The organism is Gordonia aquimaris (genome assembly GCF_026262595.1).
Classification (GTDB): Bacteria; Actinomycetota; Actinomycetes; order Mycobacteriales; family Mycobacteriaceae; genus Gordonia; species Gordonia tangerina.
Genome location: NZ_JAPKFM010000004.1, coordinates 245,471 through 265,824 on the forward strand (window position 1 = coordinate 245,471; position 20,354 = coordinate 265,824).

Here is a 20,354-nt window from a genome sequence, read left to right on the forward strand (position 1 = left end):
AGTCACTACGCAGTGACCGGCGGTTGCTTCTCACATTGCGCCGGAACGATGAACACCGGCCGGTGGCAGTGTTTGAGGACCCGCTCGGCGACGCTCGACCGCAGCAGCGCCTTCAAGCCCGACGACCCGCGGGTGCCGGTGACGAGCAGATCCACGGCGAGCGCGTCGGCGGCGGCGACCAACGCTCCCCACACGGTGGATTCGACCTCGACCAGTGAACCTCTCGCGGCGAGTCCGGCCTCGAGGGCCAGTTGGACGCCGCGGCGGTTGATGGTCTCGGCTTCCTCTTCGAGAGCCTGGTCGACTCCTTCCTCGAGGCGGGTGTCGATGAACGGCTGCATGCCGCCTGAGAGCGTCGACAGGCGGGCTGGGGACAGTTCACCGGGCTGCCACGCGGTGACGACGTACGCGGTCTGTGCGCGGAGGAATCGGCCGGCGTAGCGGATGGCGCGGTCGGCATTGTCGGACCCGTCGTAGGCGATCATCAGGGTCTGGCGGGCACCCCGGTCCATACCACCGTTGGTCGGGGCGGACTGGGCGGTGGTGGGTGCGCTCGGGTCGGACCCCACGTCCATTGCCCCAGGTTACATGCCAGACTCGTCGCATGGGCTCATCTACACGAGGTTCCGTTGTGCGTGGCGTGGTGTCGATGATCGCGGTCGCGGTCGTGGCGGTGATGAGCGCCGGGTGTGCGAGCAGCGAACCCGCGGGCGTCACGAGCAGCGCGACGTCGGCATACAGCGCTACGTCGGTGGTGTCGAGTTCGTCGGCCGTGGCCTCGCCGACGCCGGTGGCGTGCGGTGCGGCCGAACTGGATCGGATGACGTTGCGGCAGAAGCTCGCCCAGCTCATCGTCGTCGGCGTGACCGGTACCGCGGACGCGCAGGCGATCGTGGACTCCGAGCAGATCGGCGGGATCTTTGTCGGTAGCTGGACCGACAAGTCGATCCTGACCAGCGGTGCCGCCGCACGGATGTCGCGGGGAGGGCGAATCCCGTTGATGATCACTGTGGATCAGGAGGGCGGTCGCGTGTCGCGGTTGTCGGAGTTGGGTATCGACAGCCCGTCAGCGCGGGAACTCGCGCAGACCCGAACGCCGGAACAGGTGCGGGAGTTGGCCGCCTCGACCGGACGGCAGTTGAGTGAACTGGGTGTCACCGTCGATTTCGCGCCGGTGGCCGACGTGAGCGATGAGGCCGATGGCGAGGTGATCGGGGATCGCTCGTTCAGCAACGATCCGGCGGTGGTGGCCGAGTACGCGCAGGCCTATGCCGAAGGTTTGGCGTCGGCCGGGATCACCCCGGTGTTCAAGCACTTTCCCGGGCATGGGCACGGTTCAGGTGATTCTCATCTGGGCGTGGTGGTGACGCCGCCGCTGTCGACGCTGGAGACCAGTGATCTGGTGCCGTATCGCACGTTGCTGCAGAATCCGGGGCCGGCTGCGGTGATGATGGGGCATCTGATCGTGCCGGGACTGACCGGGCCGGAGACACCGTCCAGCATCAGTCCACGCGCGTATGGCATGTTGCGGACCGGAAAGCCTTATGGCGGAACGGCATACAACGGTGTGGTGTTCACCGACGACCTGTCCGGGATGGCGGCGATCAGTGCGCGGTACCCGATCGAGCAGGCTGCTCCGATGGCGATCCGCGCCGGCGCCGATATCGCATTGTGGCTCACGACTGACCGCGTGCCAGCGGTGCTCGATGCACTCGAGCAGCAGGTGGCGTCGCAGCGACTGAGCGAGCAGCGGGTGGATCGTTCGGTGGTGCGCGTGCTGCGATCGAAGGGCGTGCTGACGTGCTGAACGAGCCGCCCGACGAGGGGTCGGCCCGACACGATCAGCCGCCTCGTCCTCGCGTTCAGATCACTCCGATGCGCACCGAACGTCCGGTGCGCGGTCGCGGGGTCGTCGTTGCGGTTGGCCTGTGGGCGGCGGCGATCGTGGTGATCGCGGTGACCGCGGTGTTGGTGGCGTTGCACCTGAACGAGATTCGCGTGGTGTTGTCGCTCGACCTTGCGCGCGACGAGCCGGGCGCGACCGCCGACGAGGTGGTGCGGGCGGTGAACATCGCGCTCGGTGTGGGAGCGGTGCTGATAGGCGTCGTGGTGGTGACGGCGATCTACGGATGCACTCGCCTGTGGCAGGGCGCGGGTTCGGGGCGCGGGTGGCTCGTGGTCGCGGTGATTGCGGCAGTGGCGGTGACGGTCGGTGCAGCGATCGTCATCGGGCCGTCGTCATCTGCGGTTGCCGAGGCGGGGCTACCTGCGCTGTTCCAGTGGCCCCTGCCCGCCGTTGGGTCTGCGATCGGCGCTGTGGCGACGGTGATCGCCTACGTCAGCGCGGGTAGGTGACGATGATCTGGTCGGTGCGGGCGTTGCGCCAGGTGATGGTGCGGTCGGTGTGCATGGTCGGTATCCACGGCCCGTCATGCTTACGGTCGTGGTCGGGTCGGCACAGTGGTGCGAGGTTGAAGGCCACGGTCCAGCCGCCGGCCAGCGGGTCGGCATGGCAGAACTTGTGCAGGTGGTCGAGTTCGCATTCCTCGGATGGTCGGCCGCAGTAGGGGTAGCGGCAGCGTCGGTCGAGTTGGATGATCTCGGCGCGCAACGCGGCTGACGGTTTGTAGGTCAGTGCTCCGGGTGGTGGGGTGGCGAATCCGCCGTGGCCGGTGGGGTCGATCGGTGGGGCTGGTGTGCGGTTGCCGAAGATGATCAGTCCGCTGGCGGTGCGGGTGTCACTGGGGCGGGCGGTGATGGTGGTGGCGTGTGGTGCGATTCGTGCGGCGTGGGCCGGGTCGATGGCGCCGTAGCCCATCAGGCGGGTGGGGTCGAGGCCGGTGGGGTCTTGGAGCAGGGTCAGGCCGGGGACGGTGAGGTCGGTGTCGGTGTCGGTGTCGGCGGCGTCGTCGTCAGGATCGTCGGCTACCTCGGCATCTGCTGTGCCTTCGGCGTCCGTGGTGAGTTCGGCTGCTGGGTCCGCGCTGTCCGCGTCGGGGTCGTCGGCCGCTTCCGCATCGGCGACGTCGGTGTCGTGGTCGGCGGGTGGTGCGGTGATGAAATCTCGCCTGGGTTCTGGGGAGGGCGCGACATCCTGAACGGTGTCATCGGCGTCGATTCCGGTGCCGGATTGGGTACTCGCACCGATGTTGTCGTCGTTGTCGATGTTCGAGTCGCTGTCGCGGCCATTGTCGACGTCAGTGTCGTCGTCGAGGTCGGCGAGGGTGATCGGCTGTTCTTCGGCCGCATCAGGCCCACCCAGCACGGGTTCGACGGTGGTCTGGCCGGATGCAGCGGTGTTGTCCGCCGTGGTGGTGTCGACCGACGAGTCACGGACACCGCCGGTGACCGGACTCGGGGTGGTGGCGGGTGCTGGGTTGTTGGTGCGGGTTGGTGTGGCGGGGCAGGTGTCGTCGCCGCAGTGGCAGCGCAGCTTGGCGCCGGGGGCTTTGATGATTTCGGCGAACGCGGCGACGCGTTGGGCTTTGATGCTGCGCCCATCACGGCGACACACCCGTCGTCCGATGAGGGCGCTGATGCGGTCGCGCAGGTGTACGCCGTGTTCGGCGGGGATGCAGGCATCGACGGTCATGTGCCCGAACGCTTCGTTACCGATCGTCACATCCCCGAACAGGTCGGTGATGTCATCGCGCGTCTGGGCCGCCCGATCGGGGTCGAGGCTGATGATGATGGCGTCGAGATCATCTCGCAGGGCGGTGTCGGTGGTGGGTCGGCTGGCCAGATCGAGCACCACATCGTCGAAATCCCACGGCTCATCCTCGGCGGGATCGTCGGTGGTGGCGGGGTCGGTCTCGGCCGCAGCATCATCGGAGCCGCCATCATCAGTGCCGTCGCCGTCGGAGCCGTCGCCGTCGGTGCGCTCACCATCGGTGCCGGCGTCGAGGTCGGCTTCGGGGTCGTCGAGGTCGAGGGTGAGTTCCTCCTCGACATCCTTGCTGGCGGGTTCGTCGGTGTAGGCGTTGTCGACGAGGTCTGCCAGTCGCTCCCGCAGGTCGCCGGTGGGGCCGGTGGCGGCGCCGCGGATGGCCACACCCAGCCGGTGAGGTCTCAAATCGCCGGCACGGAAGGCGTCACGGATCTTGGGGTGTTCGTCGAGTAATTCGTCGAGACTGACCCATTCGCCGGCTTGACGTCGGGAAATACCCAACTGCAGTGAGATTTCGCCTTTCGCGGCCTTGTCCGCGGCGTTGCGGACTCGGTTCGGAACGAAATCGTTGTACCCGGCGAGGCGCTCGTTGTAGGTGGATTGCCCGATCTGGCGGGCGATCTGCATCGCGATGGCCTGGGCTTGATTACTCAACCGCAACAAATCGCGACCATGCTGCGCCAACTCATCGAGACTGCTGGAGGCCAGCAGAGCGTCGTCGGCGGCACGGTCGGTGAAGGTGAACACGGAACGCTCCTTTCCGGCGAAGACGGTCTCTGAGGTCGGGATGGGTTGGTGGGGAATCGAACTGCTGTCAGACTATCGGGCGGGTCTGACAACTTTGCGGCGTTGCGCGCGGCCTGTGGATGGACTTGCTCGGTGAGGTGTTGAGTTCAGGATAGCGATGGGGTGTGACAACTTTTCGTGGATGAGTGTGGTTGTGTGCGTGGACCCTTCGTGACGCGGCCTCGCAAGCTCGGGGCGCTCCTCAGGGATCGTGAGGTGAGCTATGGACTTCCTCCTTGCGGTGGGAAACGTTGGTGGGTAGTCGGACTGGTATCAGACTATCGGGTGGGTCCGACAACTTTGGCTTGCTGCGGGTGCGGTGTGGATGGACTTGTTCGGTGAGGTGTTGGGTTCAGGATAGCGGTGGGGTGTGACAACTTTTGGTAAGTGAATATGGTTGCGTGGGTGGGCCCCTTCGTGACGCTTCCCTCGCAAGCTCGGTCGCTGCTCAGGGATCAGGGGACGCGACCTCGCAAGCTCGGTCGCCCCTCGCGACCAAGGGCTTCGTTCGTTCCTCAGAGGTGATCGGCGTACGCGTCGATCTGCGCAACAACACCTTCGGCGCTTCGTACAGCGGTGGCGCATGCGTCAGACGCCTCGGCGGGCAGCAGTGGGTGGCGGCCCTGGGTGCGCCACGACTGCGCGGCGTCCACGGCCGCGGCGCGGATCTCCGGCGGGGAGGCGTCGGGATGGAGGCGGAGTCGGGAGGCGGGGTCGACGCCGTGGCCGCCGATCAGGTGGCTCAGCTCGTCGGTCTGATCTTCGGTCAGCGGCAGCCCGCCGGCGCGAATCGTGTTGAGCAGCCGGAGTTCGCGGAAACCGTGGACGTCGGCGAGAGCCTGCCTGACCGATGCGCGCACGTCGGTGGCTGCGGGACTTCCGTTGTGCGACAGCACATGGTCGAGGGTCACCAGCACCGAATGTGCCTTGAGCTGGTCCGCTCGCTGACCGAACTGGATGTCGATGACGTCACTGAGCTCGGCGAGGCCACTCCGGGTCATCATCTCCGAGGCGAGTTGTGTCGAGGTGGTGACGCCGAAGCGGATCAGCGTCACCCCCAGCCGTATTCCGAACACCCCGAATCGCTCGGCGAGCGCCCGGCGCGCCGCGGCGTCGATGTGGGGGAGTAGATCCGGCCGTTGGAAGCGGTCGACGCTGAGCAGGGCGGACTCGAGGTCGGCAGGCGCGACCGCGGCCAACTCCATCAGCGTGCGGAACTCCGCCTCCCGCATCGTGCGTGCACCCAAGGCCACCAGGCCCGCGACCGGAACCACGGCCTGGCACAAGCCGGTCCGCGACAGTTCGGTCGCGAATCGGCCGGCAATCTGTTCGGCCGAGATCATCGCATCCATCCGGCCTGCGCCGAGCTCATCGGCACGGGAGACCACGCCGATCACACCGAGTGGCCCGGACCCGCCGCCGATCGATGCGGCGATACGGCGCAACATGTCGGTGTCGGTGGCCGATAGCGAACGCATCAGATAGACGACCGCATCGACGCCGGACTGGCCGTCGTCGGGCGTGAGCAACGACAAAGTCGAGGCCGACAGCTCGGTGGACAACGACGCCGTGCCCGGGGTGTCGACGATGGTGCGGGTGTGTAATGCACGTGACGGCCATTCGACGTCGAGGTGGTCGACGTCGTCGGCGGTCAACGCGCCGAAGTCGAAACCCAGCCGCCCGGCGGTCCGGGTGACCGGGATCGACATCGATCGGCCGTCGACGGTCCGCGCCGACACCGACGCCACCTGACCGCGCCGGTACCAGGTGACCACCCGCGTGCACTCGGTCGCATCAGTGGGCGCGATATCCTGCCCGACAAGCGCATTGAGCAACGTCGACTTTCCGGCCTTCAGTGATCCGGCCAACGCGATCCGGACCGGCTCGGACAGGCGTTGCGCGCATCTGTCGACTGCTTCGGTCGCCACAGCGTCGTCCGCTACCGCCGCGCGTGCCGCCGAGATGAACTCGGCGGCCTGATCGACACCGGTCATCACGCCGTCACCGCAAGAGATTCCAGACGGTCCGCGGCGCGGCGCAGCGCCGCGACGTCCGACAGCGACGATTCCACCGCGGCGGCCCGTTGCGTGCGTTGTGAATCGGCGAGCGAGGCGGCGGACTGCGCTGCGCTGAGCGACTCGGCGATCGAACGTGAGGTCTGCTCGGCGACGGTGGTGAAATGATCGCGCAGCACCCGCTGGATCACCCGCAGACGATCGCGTGATTCCTTGCCGACCTGGAAGCTGACGTCGTCGGTGAACGCCCGCACCGCGTTCTTGGCCTTGGCGCGCCGTTCGACGATGCGTGCCTGCTTGTCGTCGCGATAGGCTTTGCTGCCCAGCAATACTCCGGCGCCGACGGACACCGGGTTGATCAACGCCATGCCCATCATCGTGGAGATGAGACCGAACATCAGGACGCCGCCGTACGACCCGCGCATCCCCACCAACAATTTCTGGCTCAGTCCGGTCTTCTGTGCATCCAGCGCGGCCAGTTCGGCCACCGAGTCGAAAACCCCGTCCAGATCGGCGATGTCGATGGCGGGCAGCGATTCGTCGCCGGATTCAGCGAAGTGTGCGGCCACCCGCTGCGCGAGCCACACCGACCGCTCGTGCGCCCAGACGAAGTTGTCGCCCACCACCGCCGCGGTCTGATCGGCCAGCCACTCGGCGAACCGATCCCAGTCGGTGCCCGGATCGCCGTCGTCGATGGCCCGCTCGGCTTCCCGGGTCACCGCGCGTAAACGATCACGCAGGTCGTGGTCGATGTCCGCGGCGAGATCACCGATCCCGTCGGCGAGCGTCTGCTGCCACTGCGCGGTGCGGCGACGCATGGTCTCCGCGTGGTCTTTGGCCTCCTGTAAACCCGATACGGCGCGGCGCGCGGTATCCGGATCACGTAGCCCCGCCAGTTCGCTGCCGTAGGTCAACGCCAGATGCTCGGACACCACCCGCAGATCGTTGGCGACGGTCGCCCGGGTGGCCTGCTGGGCCGTGGCGACCACGCTGCCACGCAGGTAGCGGTACAGGTCGACGAATCCGGCTTCGGTATTGAGTTGCTCGTCCTGCAGGCGCAACGCGTGAATCCGCAGCGCCGACGACACCGGCAGCACCGGGATGTCGATGCCCGCGGTGCGCAGGTGCGCGCGGTCGGCATCGGCGATCGCTCGCCACTGCGGGTAGAGGTCGGTCTTGGTGAGCAGACACGCCACGGTCGGACACAACTCGGTGACCTGCTGTAGGAAGCGCATCTCCGGGGCGGTGAACTCCTGACTGGCGTCGGAGACGAAGAGCACCGCATCCGCGGTCGCCACCATTCCCAATGTGGTTGCCGCGTAGGGGTGCCCGTGCCCGCCGACGCCCGGCGTGTCCACCACGACGAGTCCGTCGGCGAGCAACGGACCCGGTGCGTCGACCTCCAGCCGCGCCACCTCCCGACCCTCGGCGAGATCGGTGGCCGGAGTGATGGCGGTGATCTGATCCAGCGGGACCGGTACCCGGTCCTCGGCCGCGCCGCCGACCACGAGGTACGCAACCGGTTTCGCGGCATGGCCGATCACGGTCGGCACCGCCGTCGCCTCGTCGTCACCGACCGAGCAGACCTCGAGATTCAACAGCGCATTGACGAACTGGCTCTTACCCTGCTTGAGCTGGCCGACGACGACGATCCGCAGGCGAGGATCGGTCAGTCGTGTCCGCGCCCCGGCCAGCCGGGTGACCAGGTCACCGCGCCCGGCCTCCTCCGCGAGGCCGACCATGCGGTCGAGCAACTCGGGGAGGGCGGACGTGGTGCCCGCGGGAGCGTCTCCCGGTGCGGGTGTGCTGTCGGTCATGGTGCTCTCACGGTAACGGGGTCGGACGGGACGCGGCGACGGTGCGTGTCGCGGGATGGCGTGGGATCAGTTGCCGAGCAACCCGTCGTGGTCGGACGTATCCGTGTCGGTCACGCCCGCATCTGTGTCTCCGCCGAGTCCACCGGACAGCCCGCTGGTCAGTCCGCCGGACAGATCCGAGGTCAACCCGGATGCGGTGTCGACGGTTCCGGACAGCGCGCCATCCGCGGCGCTCGTAGCCGAACCGGTCAGCGAACTGTCGGCGTCGGCACCGCCCAATGCCTCCGCTCCACCGGCCGCCGAGGCCGACGCGTCGGCCGAGCCGTCCGCACCACCGCTCAGCGAGGCCGCGGGGCCTCCGAGCGCCGCATCCAGGCCGCCACCGACGGCGCTGTCGAGTCCGCCGGTCACCTGGCCCGCCGCATCCAGCCCGCCACCGACGGTGCTGTCGAGTCCGCCGGTGACCTGGCCCGCGGCATCGGTGACACCGCCGACGTCGAGTCCGCCGTCTGCGGAACCGCCCGGCAGATCCAGGCCACTCTGCAAACCGAGACCGTCGGTCAGGCCGGTGCCCCCGGCCAGGGCGCCATCGAGTTCGCCGCCGCCGGATGCCGAGCCGTCCCCGGACAGACCCAGATCGACGCCGACGCCCTGCACGGTCTGGTCCACCGCGCCGGCAGCCGAACCGGCCAGACCGGCACCACCGGCCAGCCCCGAGTCGCCGTCCAGGCCCAGCCCGCTGTCGAGACCCAGCCCACTGGTGAGTCCGAGTCCGCTGTCCAGACCGCCGGTGAGGGCGCCCGTGACGCCGGAGTCGCCGGTCAGCGACAGGTCGTCGCCGAGGAGTCCGGTCGATGCCAGCGAGCCGCCGACCGAGAGCGGTCCGGTCGCCGACAACCCGGTGTCGGTGAGTGCGAGCGTCGGGTTCGCGATCGCATCGACCTCACCGGTCACCAATCCGCCCAGACCGCCGACGGAGTGTAGGCTCGAGTCGAGGGTGGCGGTGATGCCGTCGGCGGCCGAGGCGTCGAGGTCCAGTGCGGTACCCAGTGTCGAGGTGACCGCGGTGGTGAGGTCGGTGCCGGCGTTGAGTTGCCCGGTCAACTCCGAACCCAGATCCCCCGAGTACGCCGCACCGAGCACCGCCCCCAACGAACCGCCGAGCCCTGCGCCGACCTCGCCGCCGGCGCCGAGCGCCGACGACAGTGCCCCGCCGAGTTCGGCCGTGGTGCCGGTGAAGACCTCCCCGCCCAACGCGCCGGACAGGGAGCCGCCGAGCGCGGCGTCCAGCGAGCTGCCGAGGTTGGTGACGAGTGCGCCGTCGACGCCGAGTGCGGTGCCCAGGTCGGCGGCGAGGAGCTGTCCGATGCTGACGCCGGATGCGGCCGACAGCAGGCCGTCGACGCCGACGGCGCCGTCCAGCATGCCGCCCAGGGAGGTGCCCAAGGCGGCGGCGATGTCGCCACCGGCACCGCCGACCGCGGCGAGCCCCGCCGACAGATCGCCGGTGAGGCCACCGTCGAGCAGACCCGTCAGGTCCGCGCCGATTACGCCGCCGGCGCCGAGCGCGCCCGCCAGCGCGCCGCCGAGGTCGGCGCCCACCTCGCCGCCCGCACCCAGCGCCCCGGACAGCACGGTCGACAGCGAGGTGTCCAGCCCGGCACCCGCGTTGAGGAGTCCGTCGAGGGCGGCGCCTGCGGAGAGTCCGTCGAGTTCCAGGCCACCGTCGAGCGCGATGCCCAACGCCCCGCCGAGCGCTGCCCCGAGGTCGGCGGCGACGTCGCCACCCGCGGCCAGCGTCGACGACAAGGCGGCCCCGACGGCCCCTTCGAGGTCACCACCTGCGGAGATCACCGACTCCAGGCCTGCGCCGAGCGCGGCGTCGAGGGCAGCCGACAACCCGGCTTCGGCTCCGCCGCCGACACCGAGCGCGGCGGCGACGGCACCACCCATCACCGCACCGAGTCCGGCGCCGCCGGTCAACGCGATCCCGCCGACGGCCGCCGCGCTCGCCGAGAGCACCGCGGTGACCGCGGTACCCAGTTCGGCGGCGACCGCGCCACCGGCACCCAGCCCGGCGGCCAGCCCGCCGCTGAGGGTGGCGCCGAGCTCGCCGGACAGTTCGCTGATGGCCTGCGCGTCGAGCAGTCCGCTCAGCGCGGCCTCCACACCACCGGCTGCGGCCAGGGTCCCGGCGAATGCGGCCGAGAGTTCGGAGGCCAGCGCAGCGTCGAGGCCCAGCGCGCCGGACAGCACTGCCGAGACCGCGCCACCTGCGCCGAGCCCCGCCGACAATGCGGTTGCCAGTTCGGCACCGAGTCCGGCGCCCGCGCCGATCCCGGCGCCCACCAGGCCGCCGAGGGTCGCGCCGAATGCGCCGGCGGCCGCACCGCCGAGTTCCAGACCGGCGCCCAACGCCCCGGACAGTCCGCCACTCACGGCACCAGCCAGACCGCCGCCCGCTTCGAGCGCGGCATCCAGTGCGGTGGCGAACTGGCCGACGAGTGCGCCCTCGGCCCCCAGCGCTGCAGACAGCGCCGCCGCAGCCTGCCCGCCGATACCCGCCGCCGCCGACATCCCGCCGGCGAGCATGGTGTCCAGCGCCGCACCGATGGTGCCGCCGAACTGGGCGGCCACCGTACCGCCCGCCGCCAGCCCGGCCGACAGGGTGGCGCCCAGCATCACCGCGAGTTGTCCGGCGAGGTCGAGATCGCCGAACGCGATGCCGCCCAGATCCAGATCGCTCACCTGGAATCCGGACAGGTCGATCGCGCCGAGCCCGATGCCACCGAGCGCCGAGCCGAAGTCGATGTCACCGACGGTGAAGGATCCGAGGTCGAAACCTCCCAACCCGAAACCGAGACCGCCGAGATCGACACCGCCCATCGAGCCGCCGCCGAGTCCGATGTCGCCGGTCCCGACACCGCCCAGGCCGACCCCGCCCCCACCGGCAGCGCCACCGCCGATGCCCACCCCTCCGAGGGCACCGCCGGCAGCTCCGCCACCGAATCCGGCCCCGCCGCCCAGCGCTGCGCCGGCGCCGGTGATCGCCCCGATCCCGGCACCCGCCGACACCAGACCGGCGTCGGCGATGAGCGGCGCGGCGGCCGAGATGTCAGCCGGAGTCACCCCGTGCAGGCCGGCCGCGTCGAGCGAGGCCTGCGGGTTGCGGCAGTACGCGGCAATCGATTCGTCGTCGCGCAGCAGGCCGAGAATGAAGTCGAGTACGGCGTTGGTGGCCATCAGGATCGTCCCCTCGTCGGACGAGACCAAGGTGATCTCGTGTCGTGAATCCGACTGTAGGGACACCCTCACCGGCGCCGCATCGGGGAAAATCCCGGGTTCTTCGGCGGGCCCCGGGGCACCCTCGGGGTTTTGTCCCCATTCTCTGCGGAGAGCTAACGAAAGGCCCTCTGAGCGCGACACACTCAGCAAGCGCACCGTTGGAGACCAGGGCCATCACCGGCAACGGGTGATGTCGGAACTGTCGACTCCGATCCGGGTGCGAGGACAGGAGTGTGGGTGATGACCCTCGGAATCGGTGTCAAGATCGGCGCCGACACGTGCGTGGTGACGGTGGCGACCGACGCCGCGTGGGAAGCGACGATCACGCGTGAGACGACCCGACTCGTCGGCCGCGACGATTTCCTCGATCGGGTCGGTGACCCCGTCGCGCTCGTGGACGCCGACGGCGACCCGATCGCTGCCGCGGACCTGTTCGCCGACGCGGTTGTCGCCATGGTGCAGGCGGTGGCCGACGAGGTCGCCGACGTGTCGTCAGCGCGGCTGGCGATCGCCCACCCCGACAGCTGGAGCGCCGATGCGCTCGACGCGGCGCGCCGCAGCGTCGACGACCGCCTGGGGCCGACCGGCGTGGAGTTGGGCTGGCAGCCCACCTCCGCCGCCGTGGTCGCCGCCGCCGAGCATGCACACGGATCGTTCGCCGACGATTCGGTGGTGGTGTGCCACGATCTGGGCGCCTCGGCGGTGACGGTGTCGGTGGTCCGGGCCGGCGACGATCCCGAGGTGATCGGGCAGCCGCTGATGTCGTCGGCGGTCAGCGGTCGCGAGTTCGACCGGCTGCTGCTCGCCGAGGTGCTCGAGGTGACCGGCGCCGCGTCGGCGCTCGGCGCGGCGGCCACCACCATGGCCGATCCGACGGTGCTCGACGACCTGGAACGTCTGCGCGCGGACTGCCGCGCCGCGAAAGAGACGCTGTCGGTGGACACCGACACCGTCGTCGACGTCGCGGTCGCCTCGGTGCACACCGAGGCCCGGCTGGTGCGCGAGGACGTCGAGAATCTGTTGCGCGCCCCGATCCTGGAATCGGCCGCGCTGATCCGTGAGGCACTCATCGCCGCCGACGTCGAGCCCACCCAGGTGAGCGCGATCGTCGCGACCGGCGGTGGTGCGGCGATCCCACTTGTGGCCGAACTGCTCTCGACCGCCGCGCGAGCCTCCGTGGTGGTGGACCCGGACCCGATCACCGCCCCGGCAGCCGGGGCCATCCTGTTGCAATCCCGCGTGTCGGCCGCGTCCACCGCCATCCTGCCGGTCGACGCCGCCGCGACCGCGGTGCAACCCACCGAACCGCCGGTGCGCGGCATCATCCCGGCGCCGGCACTGCCGGTCGGCGAACCCGAACCCCGGCTCAGTCGCCGTCGACGAGGCACGTTGGTGGCCGTCGGCACCGCGGTGCTGGCCGTCATCACCGCTACCGGGCTGTCGGTGGGTACCGGCCTCGTCGGGCATTCGGAACCGGCCACACCCGCGCCGGCCGGGGCCGCGGTCACCGAGGGACCCTCGAGTCGGACATCACCGGCCGGCGGCACGGCCGGGCTGCAGGCCGAACAACTCGAGAGTCGCAACGGTGCGTCGGGTGCCACCACGACGGCGCCGGGGACCACCGCGGCCGATCAGCCGGGCACGCCCACCGCGCCGGGCACTCAGGCGCCGGGCACGCAGGCCCCTCGAACCCAGGCTCCGGGCACTCAAGTGCCCGGTACCCAGGCCCCGGGCACTCAGACCCCTGGCACCCAGGCTCCGGGGACCGGTTCTCCGGGCACTCAGAATCCCAGCCCCAACCCTCCGGCGCCGAGCCCGCCGCCGGAGTTCCCGGCGGACTCGGGTAACGGTGGCGGTTCCGGCGGTGGCGGTAATGGCGGTGGCGGGTTGACCCAGCTGCCCGGCGAGATCGTCGGCGGCGCCGGCGACACCGTGTGCGGTGTCACCGACCTGCTGTGCCTCGGCCGGTAGCGCCGATGTCGGTGGAGACGGCAGATGCGGCACACCGGCGGTCGGCGACCGCGGCCCGCGATTGGATCGACGACGTCGTCGAACGGCTCGGTAGCGGTGCCGGAGACTGTGCGCTCATCGTCGGTCCGCCCGGCACCGGCCGATCAGGACTGCTGGCGACGGTCGAGCACCGCCTGCGGGACGCGGGCGCGCACGTCGTGGTGGGACCGGCTGGTGCGTCCCCGAACGCCGGCACACGCCCGGTGGTGATCGCCGACGACCTGCACGCCTGGCCGAGCGACGTGGTGGCAGACCTCGCCGCACGCCTCGAGCGCGGACAGATCGCTCTTGTCGGCGCCACCCAGAAACGTCGCCGCGGCCGAGAGCTCCCCGCCCTCATCGCTCGGGGCCGACGCAGCGGGATGGAACTCGAACGACCCGCGATGTCCACCGGCGACGTGATCGACCGGGCCGTCGAACTCGGCGTGTCCCTCACCCCGACCGAGGCCTCCCACATCCGTCGACGGTGCTGCGGCGCGAGCGCCCTGATCGACGTCGCGCTCGAGGCCGTGCGTGGCGAGGACATCGAGGACCCCGATGCGCTCACCGAACTCGACCCGGTCGCCGTCGCGACCCGCATCGCCCGCGACTGGCATCACCAGCTGCTCGGTGACCTCGACGACGACGCGCTCGACGTGCTGGCGGTGGCCGCTGTGGGCGCCGCACTCGATCCACACTCGGTGTCGACGATCCTGGAGCTCGAACCGCGCGATGCCGGGGATGCCGTCGACCGTGCCCGCGGCACCGGCCTGCTGGGGGCCTGTGACCGGCCACTGCCCGAACTGATCGACACGCTGCGGGCCGTCGTCGGCGAGGTGCGTCTCGGTGTGCTGCGCCGACGGGTCGCGCAGACCGTCCTGGACACCGGCAACCTGACCGCCGACGACGCGGTTCGCGCGGTGGAGGCCGGCCTCACCGGCACGGTCATCGTCGACACTCTGCGTGCGGCCGCTGACGAGGCGCCACCCGAGCGTGCCGCGGCGCTGTTGGCGACCGCCGAACGGGGTGGGGGAGCGCCGACGATGCTGCGTCCGCATCGCGCGCGACTGATCCTCGACACCGGCGACGTGGTCGGGGCGGCCGCGTTGCTCGACGAGGTGCTGCAGTCCGGCTGCGAGCCGGGGCCGGAGGTTGCCGACACCGTCGCCGTGGCCGCCGAGGTCGCCACCGCGGCCGGGCGTCCGGGCCATGCCGCCGAGCTGTTCGGTTGGTTGGGTACCGAGCACCTCGGAGTGCATCGCGCCGCTGCGGTGACCGCGCTGCTCGGCGTCGGGGACCGGGGCGGGGCCGACACCGTGCGCGCCGCCGGCACCGGACCACCGTCGACGCTGCGGCATGCCGAGGACACCGTCATCGGCTATCTGCTCGACGCAGGCGACGGGGGCACTTCCTGCGATGCGGTGATCGCGGCCTGGTCGGCGGTCGGGGATGCCGAGTCGCTGCGGCCGTGCGTGTGGCCGGTGTTCGCGCTGGCCCTCTGCCGCGGCGAACTCGACGGTGCGCGAGCACTGGTCGAGGGTGTCGAGGCCGTGTCGCCCGGCGACCGCGACGTGCTGCGGTCCTGGCTGTCGGTGCTGGCCGACGGAGACGATGGGTCGGCCGCGCACCTCGACGACCTGACACCGGCGACCCGGCTGCGGGCGGTTGTCGCGGGACTCGGCGCCGCGCGTCGGGCCGATGATCGCGATGCGCTCGCCTCGCGGTGGCAGCGGGTGGCGCCGTCGGTGTCGACGATGCAGGTGAGTCTGCACGACCTGATCGTCGTCGACGAATGCCGGCGCAGTGCCGCCCGCCTCGACGACGCCGACCGATTGCACCGCCAGTGCGCTGCGATCGACGATCTGCTGGGCGCGCTCGGCTCCGGCACGGCGTGGCATCGTGCCTGGCAGTGGAGCGAGACATCCACGCCCGAGGTGCCGGCCACGGTGTCGGCGCCGGCCCCCGTCGTCGACGGTCCGCTCACCGAGCGAGAAGCCGAAGTTGCGCGTGAGCTGCTGGCGGGATACACCTACCGGGAGATCGGTGAGCGTCTGTTCATCTCGGCGAAGACCGTCGAGCATCATGTCGCCAACATCCGGAGGCGGCTCGACGCAGGTTCCCGCTCGGAACTCCTGGCCGCAATTCGCGAGGTCGGCTACCGCTGAACTTACCCCCGGGTAAGATGGTCCGAACGCGTCGACGCGCGATCTGGGCTAGTGGTGAGGAGTGGTGATGGCCGGCGGTACCAAGCGGTTGCCCCGTGCGGTGCGGGAACAGCAGATGCTCGATGCCGCGGTCAAGGTGTTCTCCGAGAACGGCTACCGCGAGGCGTCGATGGATTCCATCGCCGCCGAGGCGGAGATCAGTAAGCCGATGCTGTACCTGTACTACGGCTCCAAGGACGAGCTGTTCAGCGCCTGCATCGAACGCGAATCCACTCGCTTCATCGAGGCCATGAGCGTCGGCTTCGACCCGTCGCTGCGCCAGCGCGAACAGGCCTACACCGTCGTCAAGGAATTCCTGCGCTTCGTCGACGAGCACCGGCAGTCGTGGAAGGTGCTCTACCGCGTCGCCGTCGGCACTCAGACGTTCTCGCATTTCGTCTCCGACAGCCGCAAACGCGTCACCGAGATGGTCACCGAACTCATCCGCACCGGCACCACCGTCGAGGGTGCCCGCGACATCGACTTCGAACTCACCGCCGTCGCCCTGGTTGGTGCCGGTGAGGCTGTCGCCGACCGCATCACCGAAGGCGACGTGGACCTCGAGACCGCCACCGACCTACTCGTCGGCATCACCTGGCGCGGTCTGAAGGGGGTCGGCACCGCCGACGTCGGCGTCGACTAAGGCCGCACAGTTCCGCCCTCGGCGTACGCCGAGAGAACCCTGTTTCGCGCCGAGAGAACCCGGAGTTGCGCCGAGAGAACCCAGTGTGGTGGGTCTGCTGGGTTCTCTCGGCGCGAAACAGGGTTCTCTCGGCCGCCGTGGTGAGACTTGGTGAGGTGTCTCGCTAGGCGCCGCGGGTGGTCGCCGTCAGGTGCGGGGCACCTTTGCGGCGGTCGAGGACCGAGATGTCGAAGTTGCCATTTCCATCGATGCGCCGCGTGTACAGGTTCACTTTGGCGGGCAACAGGATCGGCTTGCCGAAGCGCACCGTGTAGATGACGTCGTCGGGCAGCTGCGCCTCGACGTTGGCGACCGCGGCGGCGGCACTCCACATGCCATGCGCGATGGCCTTCGGGAAGCCGAACGCCTTCGCGGTCAGGTTGCCCATGTGGATGGGGTTGCGATCGCCTGAGGCCTCGGCGTACTGACGGATGCGCCCGAGGTCCACCGACAGGATCGAATCCGGCGGTGGAGGAGCGTACTGCTTGGGCTCCGGGCCGCGCGGCTCGTCGGACAGGCTGGTCCGCTGCTGCTTGAGAAACGTCGCGGTCTGGGTGGTGACCAGCTCGGCGCCCACCCGGATCTCCGAGATCATGTCGATCAACAGTCCCTTGCGGTGCTCGCGCAGGTTCTCCGCATGGGTGTCGATGGTCAGCGGTTCGTCGACACCGATCGGACGAGCCCGGTGGATCGAGTTCTCCAGATGCACCGAACCGACTGCGCCGAAAGGGAAGTCGCCGTCGGTCATCACCTTCATGGCAAGCGGGAACTGCAATACGAACGGGTAGGTGATCGGCAGTGTCGAACCGAATCGCTGGCCGGTGACCCGGGTGTAGGCGTGCAGCTGCTCCGGATTCACCCGTACGTTCTCCAACCGATAGTGGCGGTCGGGGATGACGGCGTCGGCCCGCACCTTGGCGGGCTTGCCGATGACCGGGAGCATCGCACCGACGGCTTTCGAGTAGACCTCGGCGGTGCCCGGCGCGCTGGACAGTGTGATCGTCTTGGCCATCAGGCCCCCAGGAATCCCTGGCCGCACACGCGGACCACGTTGCCGGTGATGGCGCTCGACGCCGGGTTGGCGAAGTACGCCACGGTTTCGGCGACGTCGACGGTCTGCCCACCCTGCTGGAGCGAGCTCATCAGGCGGCCGGCCTCGCGGGTCGCGACGGGAATCGCGGCGGTCATCTTGGTCTCGATGAAGCCCGGGGCGACCGCATTGATGGTGACGCCCTTCTCGGCGAGGATCGGCGCGTAGGTGTCGACCAGGCCGATCACGCCGGCCTTCGAGGCGCCGTAGTTGGTCTGGCCGCGGTTGCCGGCGATGCCGGCGATCGACGACACGTCGATCACGGCGCCGCCCTCCTTCAGGGCGCCCTTCTCGATCAGTCCGTTCACGAGCTGCTGCGGCGCGATGAGGTTGACCGCGATCACCGAGTCCCAGCGCGCGGCATCCATGTTGGCGAGCAGCTTGTCGCGGGTGATGCCGGCGTTGTTGACGATGATGTCGATACCGCCGTGACGTTCGAGCGCGTGCTCGGCGAGCTTCGCGCCGGCGTCGTCGGCGCTTACATCCAGCGGGAACGAGGTGCCCTTGACCTTGTTGGCGGTCTCGGCGAGCGCCTCACCGGCGGCCGGGATGTCGGCGCAGATGACGTGGGCGCCGTCCCGGGAGAGGACCTCGGCGATGGTGGCGCCGATGCCGCGGGCGGCGCCGGTCACCACGGCCACCTTGCCCTCGAGTGGACGATCCCAGTCTTTCGGTGCGGTCGCATCGGCGTCGCCGACCCTGATGACCTGTGCGTCGACGAACGCCGACTTCGCCGACAGCACGAAGCGCACCGTCGACTCCAGGCCGGTGAGACCGGTCTTGGCGTCGGGGGAGACGTAGACGAGCTGGACCGTCGCGCCCTTCTGTAGCTCCTTACCGACCGAGCGTGTGAAGCCCTCGAGCGCGCGCTGGGCGACGTGCTCGTTCGGATCCGACACCAGCTCCGGGGTGGTGCCGAGCACCAGCAGGCGAGCACTGGGCGCCAGCGAACGCATCTGCGGTTGGAAGAACTCGAACAGCTGACGTAGCTCGGCGGGGGAAGTGATGCCGGTGGCGTCGAACACGAGCGCGCCGTACTTGTCGGCGCTGCGGCCGGACGTGGCGTTCTGGATGAGGGTGTAGTCGGGTGCCGACAACATCTCGCGCAGCGGCTCGACGAGCCGGCCCGATCCACCCAGCAGCACCGGGCCGGGCAGCGGCGGCTCCGATGGCTTGTAGCGGCGCAGCGTCGGCGGGACGGGCAGGCCGGCCTGCTTCGCGAGGAACGAGCCGGGTGCGGAATGGACGAAATTCGAGTACAGGCCAGTGGCTGCCACGGGAGATCTCCTCTGTGCTTCGACGGCAGATCGGGTTGGGTGAAGTCCGTGTGCGACGACGCTCACGCAAAGCGACGTTCGACAACTAACTTACTCATGAGTAAGAATACTGTACAGACATCGAACTACACCCCCTGGGAGATCGAAGTGGCTCAGACACCCAAGACCCGCACTCAGCGCCCGGTCGCGATCCTCGGCGGCAACCGGATTCCGTTCGCCCGCCAGGACAAAACCTACGCCGAGGTCAGCAATCAGGAGATGTTCACCGCAGCTCTCGATGGCCTGGTGAGCCGCTACAGCCTCCAGGGGGAGCGTCTCGGCATGGTCGCCGGCGGCGCCGTCCTCAAGCATTCACGTGATTTCAATCTCATGCGCGAATGCGTCCTCGGGTCGGCGCTGTCGCCCTACACGCCCGCCTTCGACATCCAGCAGGCCTGCGGCACCGGCCTGCAGGCCATCGTCGCGGTGGCCGACGGCATCGCGGCCGGCCGCTACGACGTCGCCGTGGGCGGCGGCGTGGACACCACCTCCGACGCGCCGATCGGTGTCTCGGAGTCGATGCGGCGGCAGATGCTCCAGGTCAACCGGTCACGCAGTACCAAAGATCAGCTGCTCAACGCGTTGAAGCTGCTGCCGAAACTGGGCATCGAGATCCCGCGCAACGGTGAACCGCGCACCGGCATGTCGATGGGGGAGCACGCCGCCATCACCGCCAAGGAGTTCGGCATCAAGCGTGCCGACCAGGACGCGCTCGCTGCGGCCAGCCACCAGAACATGGCGGCCGCCTACGATGCCGGCTTCTTCGACGACCTGATCACCCCGTTCCTGGGACTGACCCGCGACCAGAACCTGCGGGGCGATTCCACCGCGGAGAAGCTCGCCAAGCTCAAGCCGGTCTTTGGTGTCTCGTTGGGTGACGCGACGATGACCGCGGGCAACTCCACCCCGCTGACCGACGGTGCGTCGACGGTGCTGCTGGGCACCGACGAATGGGCCGAGGCCAAGGGGCTGCCGGTGCAGGCCTACCTCGTCGACAGCGAGACCGCGGCCGTCGACTACGTCAACGGCCCGGACGGTCTGCTGATGGCCCCCACCTACGCGGTGCCCCGGCTGCTCGAGCGCAACGGGCTGACCCTGCAGGATTTCGACTTCTACGAGATCCACGAGGCCTTCGCCAGCGTCGTGCTGGCCACCCTCGCGGCGTGGGAGTCCGAGGAGTACTGCAAGGAGCGTCTGGGCCTCGACAACGCGCTCGGAGCGATCGACCGCGCCAAGCTGAACGTGCACGGCTCCTCGCTGGCCGCAGGTCACCCGTTCGCCGCAACCGGAGGACGGATCATCGCGCAGGCGGCCAAGACGATCCGCGAGAACGGCGGTGGTCGCGCGCTTGTCTCGATCTGCGCGGCCGGCGGCCAGGGCGTCACGGCCATAGTCGAGGGCTGACCAGCGCAGATGTGACCGGATTGAGGCCTGCGCAACGATCCGGTCACACTCGCCGAAAAAAAGTTCTCGGAAAGCTGTAACGCCGCGCGAAGTAGCGTA

Annotated in this window: 13 protein-coding genes; 6 read left to right on the forward strand and 7 right to left on the reverse strand. The window is 69.5% G+C overall.

Annotation, left to right across the window (positions count from 1 at the left end):
* Positions 1 to 5: 5 nt before the first annotated feature.
* Positions 6 to 575, reverse strand: a complete 570-nt coding sequence (locus OSB52_RS06375) for a universal stress protein (RefSeq protein ID WP_235722805.1) — start codon at positions 573 to 575, stop codon at positions 6 to 8.
* A 29-nt stretch (positions 576 to 604) separates the two neighbouring features.
* Between OSB52_RS06375 and OSB52_RS06380 the strand changes: the two genes are divergently transcribed.
* Both OSB52_RS06380 and OSB52_RS06385 read left to right on the forward strand, forming a co-directional pair.
* Positions 605 to 1,807, forward strand: a complete 1,203-nt coding sequence (locus OSB52_RS06380; protein WP_266060800.1) for a glycoside hydrolase family 3 N-terminal domain-containing protein — start codon at positions 605 to 607, stop codon at positions 1,805 to 1,807.
* A gap of 68 nt (positions 1,808 to 1,875) precedes the next feature.
* Complete coding sequence (locus tag OSB52_RS06385; RefSeq protein ID WP_266060801.1) at positions 1,876 to 2,355, forward strand: hypothetical protein; 480 nt, start codon at positions 1,876 to 1,878, stop codon at positions 2,353 to 2,355.
* Here OSB52_RS06385 and OSB52_RS06390 read toward each other — a convergent pair.
* From OSB52_RS06390 to OSB52_RS06405, 4 genes are all read right to left on the reverse strand, one after another.
* Positions 2,339 to 4,414 (reverse strand): HNH endonuclease signature motif containing protein, encoded by a 2,076-nt coding sequence (locus tag OSB52_RS06390; RefSeq protein WP_266060802.1) that lies wholly within the window; start codon positions 4,412 to 4,414, stop codon positions 2,339 to 2,341. The genes OSB52_RS06385 and OSB52_RS06390 overlap by 17 nt on opposite strands.
* A 554-nt stretch (positions 4,415 to 4,968) precedes the next feature.
* Positions 4,969 to 6,447, reverse strand: coding sequence for a dynamin family protein (locus OSB52_RS06395; RefSeq protein WP_266060804.1), 1,479 nt, complete (start codon positions 6,445 to 6,447; stop codon positions 4,969 to 4,971).
* Complete coding sequence (locus tag OSB52_RS06400; protein WP_266060806.1) at positions 6,447 to 8,285, reverse strand: dynamin family protein; 1,839 nt, start codon at positions 8,283 to 8,285, stop codon at positions 6,447 to 6,449. The genes OSB52_RS06395 and OSB52_RS06400 overlap by 1 nt, the downstream gene beginning before the upstream one ends.
* Before the next feature lie 66 nt (positions 8,286 to 8,351).
* A complete protein-coding gene (locus OSB52_RS06405) occupies positions 8,352 to 11,528 on the reverse strand; it encodes an IniB N-terminal domain-containing protein (RefSeq protein WP_266060807.1) in 3,177 nt (1,058 codons plus the stop codon).
* Positions 11,529 to 11,810: 282 nt separating this feature from the next.
* Here OSB52_RS06405 and OSB52_RS06410 point away from each other — a divergent pair, with 282 nt between their 5' ends.
* The 3 genes from OSB52_RS06410 (at position 11,811) to OSB52_RS06420 (ending at position 16,406) form a co-directional block, all read left to right on the forward strand.
* Positions 11,811 to 13,541: an Hsp70 family protein gene (locus tag OSB52_RS06410; protein WP_266060809.1), complete on the forward strand. Its 1,731-nt coding sequence runs from the start codon at positions 11,811 to 11,813 to the stop codon at positions 13,539 to 13,541.
* Positions 13,542 to 13,546: 5 nt separating this feature from the next.
* Positions 13,547 to 15,724, forward strand: a complete 2,178-nt coding sequence (locus tag OSB52_RS24800) for a helix-turn-helix transcriptional regulator (RefSeq protein WP_277614941.1) — start codon at positions 13,547 to 13,549, stop codon at positions 15,722 to 15,724.
* 67 nt (positions 15,725 to 15,791) lie between these two features.
* Entirely contained in the window at positions 15,792 to 16,406 is a 615-nt protein-coding gene (locus OSB52_RS06420) for a TetR/AcrR family transcriptional regulator (RefSeq protein ID WP_266060811.1), read from the forward strand.
* Positions 16,407 to 16,569: 163 nt separating this feature from the next.
* Here the strand turns inward: OSB52_RS06420 and OSB52_RS06425 are convergent, their stop codons facing one another.
* Both OSB52_RS06425 and OSB52_RS06430 read right to left on the reverse strand, forming a co-directional pair.
* Positions 16,570 to 17,457 carry a MaoC family dehydratase gene (locus tag OSB52_RS06425; RefSeq protein ID WP_266060812.1) on the reverse strand — a complete coding sequence of 296 codons (888 nt, stop codon included), beginning with the start codon at positions 17,455 to 17,457 and terminating at the stop codon, positions 16,570 to 16,572.
* The gene (locus OSB52_RS06430; protein ID WP_266060814.1) at positions 17,457 to 18,812 is read right to left on the reverse strand and encodes a 3-oxoacyl-ACP reductase; all 1,356 of its coding nucleotides are present in this window, start codon (positions 18,810 to 18,812) and stop codon (positions 17,457 to 17,459) included. The genes OSB52_RS06425 and OSB52_RS06430 overlap by 1 nt, the downstream gene beginning before the upstream one ends.
* A gap of 147 nt (positions 18,813 to 18,959) precedes the next feature.
* Here OSB52_RS06430 and OSB52_RS06435 point away from each other — a divergent pair, with 147 nt between their 5' ends.
* Positions 18,960 to 20,255 (forward strand): acetyl-CoA C-acetyltransferase, encoded by a 1,296-nt coding sequence (locus tag OSB52_RS06435; RefSeq protein ID WP_235725850.1) that lies wholly within the window; start codon positions 18,960 to 18,962, stop codon positions 20,253 to 20,255.
* Positions 20,256 to 20,354 lie beyond the last annotated feature (99 nt).

Excerpts from the sequence above, each read along its gene's own strand:
- OSB52_RS24800 (WP_277614941.1), top strand. The coding sequence starts at position 13,547 with ATGTCGGTGGAGACGGCAGATGCGGCACACCGGCGGTCGGCGACCGCG.
- OSB52_RS06405 (WP_266060807.1), bottom strand. The coding sequence starts at position 11,528 with ATGGCCACCAACGCCGTACTCGACTTCATTCTCGGCCTGCTGCGCGAC.
- OSB52_RS06425 (WP_266060812.1), bottom strand. The coding sequence starts at position 17,457 with ATGGCCAAGACGATCACACTGTCCAGCGCGCCGGGCACCGCCGAGGTC.
- OSB52_RS06420 (WP_266060811.1), top strand. The coding sequence starts at position 15,792 with ATGGCCGGCGGTACCAAGCGGTTGCCCCGTGCGGTGCGGGAACAGCAG.
- OSB52_RS06410 (WP_266060809.1), top strand. The coding sequence starts at position 11,811 with ATGACCCTCGGAATCGGTGTCAAGATCGGCGCCGACACGTGCGTGGTG.
- OSB52_RS06375 (WP_235722805.1), bottom strand. The coding sequence starts at position 575 with ATGGACGTGGGGTCCGACCCGAGCGCACCCACCACCGCCCAGTCCGCC.
- OSB52_RS06385 (WP_266060801.1), top strand. The coding sequence starts at position 1,876 with ATGCGCACCGAACGTCCGGTGCGCGGTCGCGGGGTCGTCGTTGCGGTT.
- OSB52_RS06400 (WP_266060806.1), bottom strand. The coding sequence starts at position 8,285 with ATGACCGACAGCACACCCGCACCGGGAGACGCTCCCGCGGGCACCACG.
- OSB52_RS06380 (WP_266060800.1), top strand. The coding sequence starts at position 605 with ATGGGCTCATCTACACGAGGTTCCGTTGTGCGTGGCGTGGTGTCGATG.
- OSB52_RS06395 (WP_266060804.1), bottom strand. The coding sequence starts at position 6,447 with ATGACCGGTGTCGATCAGGCCGCCGAGTTCATCTCGGCGGCACGCGCG.